Origin of the sequence: Pseudomonas sp. GD04158 (assembly GCF_029834875.1) — a bacterium.
Taxonomy (GTDB): Bacteria; Pseudomonadota; Gammaproteobacteria; order Pseudomonadales; family Pseudomonadaceae; genus Aquipseudomonas; species Aquipseudomonas hydrolytica.
The window spans coordinates 1-7,717 of record NZ_JAODYT010000119.1 but is presented as its reverse complement, the minus strand read 5'-3'; the positions used below and the strand labels follow the sequence as shown (position 1 = coordinate 7,717).

8 protein-coding genes and 1 pseudogene are annotated in these 7,717 nt (G+C 66.5%); all 9 read right to left on the bottom strand.

Annotation, left to right across the window (positions count from 1 at the left end):
- Positions 1-617: AAA family ATPase (locus tag N7333_RS23130; RefSeq protein WP_279859441.1), on the bottom strand; the 617-nt coding region annotated here is incomplete at its 3' end.
- A 24-nt stretch (positions 618-641) separates the two neighbouring features.
- The gene (locus tag N7333_RS23125) at positions 642-1,010 is read right to left on the bottom strand and encodes a hypothetical protein (RefSeq protein ID WP_003243089.1); all 369 of its coding nucleotides are present in this window, start codon (positions 1,008-1,010) and stop codon (positions 642-644) included.
- Positions 1,007-1,837 carry an SDR family oxidoreductase gene (locus N7333_RS23120; RefSeq protein WP_129483950.1) on the bottom strand — a complete coding sequence of 277 codons (831 nt, stop codon included), beginning with the start codon at positions 1,835-1,837 and terminating at the stop codon, positions 1,007-1,009. Before N7333_RS23120 ends, N7333_RS23125 begins: the two co-directional genes overlap by 4 nt.
- 90 nt (positions 1,838-1,927) lie before the next feature.
- On the bottom strand, positions 1,928-2,392 hold the full coding sequence (locus tag N7333_RS23115; protein WP_003243093.1) for a hypothetical protein: 465 nt from the start codon (positions 2,390-2,392) through the stop codon (positions 1,928-1,930).
- Positions 2,393-2,569: 177 nt separating this feature from the next.
- Entirely contained in the window at positions 2,570-4,006 is a 1,437-nt protein-coding gene (locus N7333_RS23110) for a mannose-1-phosphate guanylyltransferase/mannose-6-phosphate isomerase (protein ID WP_003243095.1), read from the bottom strand.
- Positions 4,007-4,100: 94 nt separating this feature from the next.
- A complete protein-coding gene (locus tag N7333_RS23105; protein WP_129483951.1) occupies positions 4,101-4,748 on the bottom strand; it encodes an alginate O-acetyltransferase AlgF in 648 nt (215 codons plus the stop codon).
- Positions 4,749-4,785: 37 nt separating this feature from the next.
- The gene (locus tag N7333_RS23100) at positions 4,786-5,919 is read right to left on the bottom strand and encodes an alginate O-acetyltransferase (protein WP_129483952.1); all 1,134 of its coding nucleotides are present in this window, start codon (positions 5,917-5,919) and stop codon (positions 4,786-4,788) included.
- 13 nt (positions 5,920-5,932) lie between these two features.
- A complete protein-coding gene (locus tag N7333_RS23095; protein WP_011921099.1) occupies positions 5,933-7,384 on the bottom strand; it encodes an MBOAT family protein in 1,452 nt (483 codons plus the stop codon).
- A 189-nt stretch (positions 7,385-7,573) separates the two neighbouring features.
- A pseudogene (algL, locus tag N7333_RS23090) lies at positions 7,574-7,717 on the bottom strand (mannuronate-specific alginate lyase); the annotation flags it as partial.

The following is a 7,717-nucleotide window of genomic DNA, read 5'->3' as shown; positions in this document are numbered from 1 at the left end:
TCGGCATCGCTGCGAAAGTGATCGTAGAAGCGCCAGCGGCGAATGGTCTCACGCAGCTGGAAGACTTCCGGGCAGCTCGGTTCGTTGCCGATCTGGTCGAACAGGCTGTCGTAGCTCGGCAGGTGCTGGGCCAGCACCTGCCAGCTGCGGCCTTCGCGCAGGCGTACCAGTGGCCCGGCGCGATCCACCAGCAACGAGGCGGGGCGGTAGCTGGCGCCGGCCCAGATGCATTCGCGCTTGATCTCAGGGTCGAGGGAGAACGCCGAGCTGCTCGGCTCGGGCAGACCCAGCGCGATGGCGTAGCCGAAATCCTCACCGGCAAAGCCCAGACGCAGTCGCATGACGTTCTGCCGGGGGCCGCCCTGCACCGGCACCTCGCCGTTGCGCATGCGCCGGGAAATCTTCTCCGGCCCGGCCCAGAAGCTTGACTCCAACCCGCCTTCGCGGGCCAGTGCGTTGACCACGCCGCCCTGGGCGGTTTCCGCCAGCAGGCGCAGGGCACGATAGAGATTGGACTTGCCGCTGCCGTTGGCGCCGGTGATCAGATTGAGCCGGCCCAGCGGCAGGATCAGGCTGTTGATCGAACGGTAGTTGGCGACGGCGAGGGTATGCAGCATGAAGGTGTCTTCCTGACAGGCGTTTCAGCGGCCGTAACGTGGCGAGAACGCCAGCCAGGCCAGCACGGGGTAACACAGGTAGTGCAGGCTGAAGAGAAACAGACCCATCGGGCTGGGTGTGTCCTGCAGGTACATCATGCCCAGCAGCCCCAGGTAGAGCAGCCCGAGCAGGCCGCCATAGAGAGCGGTGAGGCGCCAGCGCTCGGCGTTGCTCGGTGCGCGCCCCGTGCGCCAGTGAAACAGCAGCGCCAGTGCGCCGGCGATGGCGGCCGCAATCAACAGGGTGGTGAACACCCCGCCGAGGCGTACGAAGGTGCGGAGCAAGAGATTCAGCAGCACGGCCGCGATCACCCCGCCCAGGGCGTAGTAACGCAACTGCACGGTCGGTGTCACAGGCTGCGTACCAGGCCGAAACGCTTGCTCAGGATGCGTTCCAGCAGCGCCTTGGGCAGCAACGTGGCGAGCAGCGGCAGGGCGCGGCTGCCATTGCCCAGGCGCAGCAGGCGCGGGCGTTTGTCGCGTTGCACGGCGGCGAGCAACTGGCTGGCAAAGTCGCTGGCCGGCGTGGGGTTGTCCTGCGAGGCGGCGGCGCGGGCACGGATGCCGTCGCGCAGCGGCCACCAGGGCGAGTCCTCGCGCAGCAGCGCCTCGGCCTGCTGGCTGGCATGGCTACCGAAGCTGGAGGCGATGGCGCCGGGCTGCACCTCCATCACCTCGATGGAGAAGGGCGCCAGCTCCAGGCGCAAGGCGTCGGTGAGCGCGTGCACTGCGGCCTTGGACGCGCAGTAGGCTCCGGCGAAGGGGGTGACCAGCACGCCGGAGACGCTCCCGATATTGATCACCAGGCCACGGCTGCGGCGCAGCAGCGGGAAGAAGGCGCGGGTCACGCCGACGATGGAAAACACATTGGTTTCGAACTGCTTGCGCATGGCTTCCACACCCCCATCGAGCAGCGGGCCCATGGCGCCGTAACCGGCGTTGTTGATCAGCACGTCGAGGCCGCCGATCTCTTCGTTCAGGCGGGTAGCCAGTTGCTGCAGCGCGTCGGCATCGTTGACATCCAGTTGCACCGCATTGAATCCGGCCTGCTGCAGCGCGGCCAGATCATCATCCTTGCGCGCCGTGGCCCAGACCGCATAGCCACCAGCCTTGAAGGCATCGGCCAGGGCGCGGCCGATGCCGCTGGAGCAGCCAGTGATAAGAACGCTGGGTTGAGGCATGAGGGCTTCCTTGAGTAGGGGCTCGCCGGGGCTGACCAGGCGGCGCGCACCATCGTGTCGATTCATCGGTGCGCACGGCGCACCCTACCATCAGCGGACGAACTTGCCTTGCAGGCGCTCGGCGCGAAACTCCAGCGTAGCCGGGCTATAGCCGCTGCGCAGGTCGGGCAGGGGCATGCAGTCGCTCCAGCTGGCGCCCGGCAGCAGTTCACCCGGGCCACTGTAGCGCGGCGATTCGTACAGGCGTTGGGCCAGATTGGTGGCGTTGCCGGGGCGGTAGGCGGCAACTTCCCAGCGCAGCTCGAGCAGGGCGGCGTCGCTGCCGTTCTTCAGGTCGATGGCCAGGGGGCGATCGGCGGGGCACTGCTGCGGGGCGTAGCGCAGGCGCAGTTCGAGATGGGCGAGGTAGCGTTCGTCGCGGCTTTCCTGCCAGAGCACCCAGGTGGCCACCAGACCGAGACCGACCAGTGCGGCCAGGGAAACCGGCAGAGCCTTGGTCGGATAGCGGATCAGCAGGATCAGCCAGGTGATGACGAGCGCGATACCGAACAGCATGAAGGCAGCCTTCTTGAAAGTCTGCGCTCATCCTACACAAGGTGCTTTGTCAGGGTAACCGCATTGGCTGTCGCAGGGTGTGACAGGCCTGGAGGCGGACATGAGCGGCGGGAGGGGCGTAGCCCGAATGCAATCCGGGGTCGGGGTCGACCCGGATTGCATCCGGCTACGAACAGCTCAGTGTGTGGCGCCGGCAGCTACTGCATCGCTGCGGCCGTACACGTCTTCCAGACGCTCGATATCGTCCTCGCCGAGGTAGGTGCCGGATTGCACTTCGATGATTTCCAGCGGGATCTTGCCTGGGTTGGAGAGGCGGTGCACCGAGGTCATCGGGATGTAGGTGGACTGGTTCTCGGTGAGCAGGAACTCGCGGTCGTCGCAGGTCACCTTGGCCGTGCCGGACACCACGATCCAGTGCTCGGCGCGGTGGTGGTGCATCTGCAGCGACAGCTGCGCGCCCGGCTTGACGGTGATGTGCTTGACCTGGAAGCGGCCGCCCATGTCCACCGAGTCGTACGAGCCCCACGGGCGGTACACCTCGCAGTGGTTCTGGGTTTCGCAGCGGCCCTGTTCGTCGAGCCGGCTCACCAGCTTCTTGACGTCCTGCACGCGGTCCTTGTGCGCCACCATCATGGCGTCCTTGGTCTCCACCACGACGATGTCGTCCAGGCCGAGCACCGAGACCAGCTTGCCGTTGCCGTGGATCAGGCAGTTGCGGCTGTCCTCGACCACCACGTCGCCCTTGGTCACGTTGCCGGCTGCGTCCTTGTCGTGCACTTCCCAGATCGACGACCAGCTGCCCACGTCGTTCCAGCCGGCGGCCAGCGGTACCACGCAGGCGCGGGTGGTCTTCTCCATCACGGCGTAATCGATGGAGTTGTCCGGGCAGCAGGCGAAGGTGGCCGGGTCGATGGCGATCTGCGTGCCGTCGCGCTTGCTGCGTTCCAGGGCCAGCAGGCAGGTGTCGTAGATGTCCACGTCGTGGTGCTTGAGCTCCTCGAGGAAGCGGCTGGCGCGGAACAGGAACATGCCGCTGTTCCAGTAGTAGTCGCCGCTGGCCACGTACTCGGTGGCGCGCTGGGCGTCGGGTTTCTCGACGAAGTTGGCGACGCGCGCCACACCATCCGGCAGGGTGCCGTCGGCCTGACCACGGATGTAGCCGTAGCCGGTTTCCGGGCGGTCGGCCGGCACGCCGAACAGCACCATCTCGCCCTTCTCGGCGGCCACGGTGGCCAGCGCCAGGGCCTGGCGGAAGGCCTGCTGATCATCCAGCACGTGATCGGCCGGCAGCACCAGCATCAGCTCGTCACGACCTTCGGCGACCAGCTGCAGGGCGGCCATGGCCACCGCCGGGGCTGTGTTGCGACCGAAGGGCTCGAGCAGCAGCATCTGCGACTGCTGGCCGATCTGCTCCAGCTGCTCCAGGACGATGAAACGGTGCTCCTGGTTGGCCACCAGCACCGGCGGCTGCATGCCCTCGATGGAGAGACGCTGCAGGGTCTGCTGGAACAGGGTCCGCTCACCGGTCAGGGCGAGGAACTGCTTGGGGTAGAGCTTGCGCGAAAGAGGCCAGAGTCGCGAGCCGCTGCCGCCGGAAAGGATGATGGGGGTCATGGTGTCTCTCCTTAACAATTGATCGAGTTGGATGCTCGTGCTGTGTCGGTGCGGCGTGTGCCCGCCGTTTTCCTTGTTCTAGAAACTCACTGCCTCAACCGTCGATGGGGCGCTTGACCCACACCGGCGACAACTTGCCCTGACCGCCGGTGACGAACAGGCTCACCACTTCGCCGCGCTCCAGGGTCACGGGTTTCAGGTCGGCGACCTTGCGCTCGCCGTCGAACAGCGCCAGGCCGACCTTCACCGGGTTGATCTCGCGGTCGCCGCGGCCGTCGGGTTTGACGTCGGCGACGACGTCGGTCTTGCCGTCAGCGGTCTTCAGGCTGAGGGTGCTGTCGGTCAGGTTTTGCACACGCAGCAGGGCCTTCTGTCGGCTGGTGAAGGGGGGCTCTTCCACCAGGCGCGGTTCGGTACCGGTCTGGCTGACCAGGGTGTAGTAGCGGTCGGCCTGCAGTTGCACCGGCAGTTGCGCGTTACCGACCTGGGCCTGGTAGCTGCCGGCCGGGAGGAACTTGAAGTCGCTGGAGCCCAGCGGTGAGATCTGCTTGAGATGCGTCTCGCCGACGCGCACGTCCAGCTCGCTGCTGCTGGCGTTGTAGGCGCGGACGAAGGCCGAGCCCTTGGGCGCCTTGGGACCGTACAGCGCGGCATCGTTGGCCTGGGCCTGAAGCATGCCCAGGCCGAGTGCCAGGGCGAAGGCGCCGAGGGTGCCGCGGCGCAGGATCAGTTTGGTATTCATGTTGCGTCCTCCTTGGGGGTTGCCAGTAGTGCCGCCGTCAACGGTTGGCGGCGGCCAGACCCTGCTGATCGCCGGCGCCTTTCAGGGCGGCCAGCCATTGCGGGTCGAAGTCGGTGAAGTCGCTGCTCATCGGCAGGTAGCGCTCGGGGAATTCCCAGATCACCAGCTGCGGTGGGTCGTTCTCGAACTCTTCGCTCTGCAGGTACTTGAGCATCGGTACCAGCGGACCGCCGCCTTCCTCGGCATGGTTGGCGAGGTCGCGCTGCAGGTGCTGGCGCAGGGCGCCGGCGAAGTTCCACGAGGGATTGGCGCTGTAGCTGGTGCCGACCAGCACCACCGGCAGGTCGCTGTCGGCGAACAGGTCGTCGCTGCTGGCCTGGGCGGCGCGGGTCTCGCGCTGCTGCAGGCTGTCGGCGCTCGGCAGCAGGTTCTCGAACAGCGGGGCCAGCGGCAGGAAGCTGGTCAGGTCGCCGCGGTGGGCGCGGGTTTCCACGGTTTCGGTGATGAACTCCTGCGGTTCGCCACGCAGCGGCACGGCGCTGCGCACCACCTCGCTCAGGGCTCGTGCGGTGACTTCGGCGCCATCCGGCGTCCAGTGCGTGTCGGTGCGCAGGAACATCGGCGCCTGGCTCTTGCCGGCCTGCAGCGGGCCGAGCAGGTCGGGGGCGGCGATGCCGGCATCGCGCACAGCGCGGTGAAAGTGCGGATAGAGGCTGCGCTGCAGGGCGCTGGGATGATGACGGCCGGTGTGTTCCGGGTACAGACGGGTCTTGGCCGGCACGATGGCCAGCAGCAGATGCACGTCGTGTTGCTCCAGACGCTGCTGCACGCCGCGGATCAGCGCCAGGTTGTCCTGCATCTGGCGCTGGGCATCGGCCACCGGGGCGAACTCCTCGTCCGAGTACAGCCAGCCGTCCTCGCCGATCACCAGGCCGCTGCGGCCTTCGCCGAACAGCAGATACTCCACGGCGGCCCACAGGTTGATGCCGACCTGCTTGAGCGGGAAGTGCTCGTCGTAATGGCGCTCGACGCTCTTGGCCAGGCCGCCGTCGAGCACGCTGGGATCGCCCGGCATGCGATAGCCGGTCAGGTTGCCCATGGCGAGCAGGCTGACCGGCAACAGCAGCAGGCCGAACAGCACGACGTACAGGGTCTTGATGGGGCGGTTCATCAGCAGCCTCCGCTCAGAACTGGAAGTAGAGGAAGGGGGAGTAGCTCTGCGCCGAGAGCTTGAGCAGCGAGGCGCAGAACAGCAGGAGCAGGGCGCCGCGCAGCGCCACCAGGCGCAGGTCGAAGGCCTGCAGGGCCACCCCGGCACTGGCCAGGGTCAGGCGCGGTTCGTGATCGCGGCTGGCGAGGAACTGGCGCGCACCGCACACCGCGATCACCACCCAGGCCAGGGCCAGGGTGGCCATCTGCAGCCCGGTGATGTGCGCCAGGGTCAGCTCGCTCAGGCGCCAGTCGCCGAAGCTGAACAGGGCGGCGTACATGCGTCCGGCCACCTCCAGGTTCTCGGCGCGGAAGATCACCCAGCCGAGCATCACCAGCAGCAGGGTGAAGGCCCACTTCATCGGGTTGAACAGGGTCGGTGCGGCCTTGACCCCGAGGGCCCGCTCGATGGCCAGCCAGGTACCATGCCAGGCGCCCCAGATCAGGAAGGTCCAGTTGGCGCCGTGCCAGAAGCCGCCCAGCAGCATGGTCAGGAACAGGTTGCGGTAGGTGTTGAAGGTGCCGTGACGGTTGCCGCCCAGCGGCACGTACAGGTAGTCGCGCAGCCAGGTGGACAGGCTGATGTGCCAGCGCCGCCAGAACTCGGTGATCGACTGGCTGATATAGGGCTGGTTGAAGTTCTCCATGAAGCGGAAGCCCATCATCAGGCCCAGGCCGATGGCCATGTCGCTGTAACCGGAGAAGTCGAAGTACAGCTGCGCGGTGTAGGCGATCATGCCCAGCCAGGCGTCGCCGGTGCTGGGGTTTTCCAGGGCGAAGCAGTGGTCCACCAGCGGCGCCAGGCTGTCGGCGATGAACACCTTCTTGACGAAGCCCTGCATGAAGCGCGTGGCGCCCTCGGAGAACTTGTCCAGGCTGTGGCTGCGCTGGGTGAACTGGTCGGCCAGATCCTTGTAGCGCAGCACCGGCCCGGCGATCAGCTGCGGGAACAGGGCGATGAAGGCGGCGAAGTTGATCAGGTTGCGCGTCGGCTCGGTGTCGCGGCGGTACACGTCGATCAGGTAGCTGATCGATTGGAAGATGTAGAAGGAAATGCCGATCGGCAGGATCACCGCCGTGAGCACGAAGGGCTCCATCCCCATGGATTCGAGCACGGCGTTGATATTGGCCACGCCGAAGTTCGCGTACTTGAAGTAGCCCAGGGTGGCCAGGTTGCCGACCACCCCGGTGATCACCCAGCGCTGCGCGATGCGGGTGCCGGCGTTGGCGTGAATGCGCAGGCCGATGCCGTAGTTCCACAGGGTGACCGCGGCGAACAGCAGGAGGAAATCCACCCGCCACCAGGCATAGAAGGCGTAGCTACCGATCAGGATCAGCAGGTTGCGCCCGCGATTCGGGCACAGGTAGTACAGGCCGAGAAAGATCGGCAAAAACAGGAACAAAAAGACGTTGGATGAAAAGACCATCCGTGCTTCTCCGTGAATAGCCGGGGCAGCGCCCCCCTTTCCCCCCGCGAGCGGAGGGTTTGTTTGTGCCCTGCTGACAGGGCGCGGGGAGAGGGTCTTGCCCTCTCCCCAACCCTCTTCCATGAAGGGGAGAGGGTGTTGAACGGTGTGCCGCTTTCTCGCCTGCTTGCGGGAGAGGGGCGGGGCGGGTTAGCCGCCCCCGCCGAAGACCTGGGTCACCTCGCCGCCGAGACGGAAGCTGTTGAACGGCCCCATCTCCTGGTTCAGTTCACGCGTCTGCTCGTTGCACACGTAGAGCGTGCAGTAGGGCGCCAGCCAGGCGTACTTGAACTT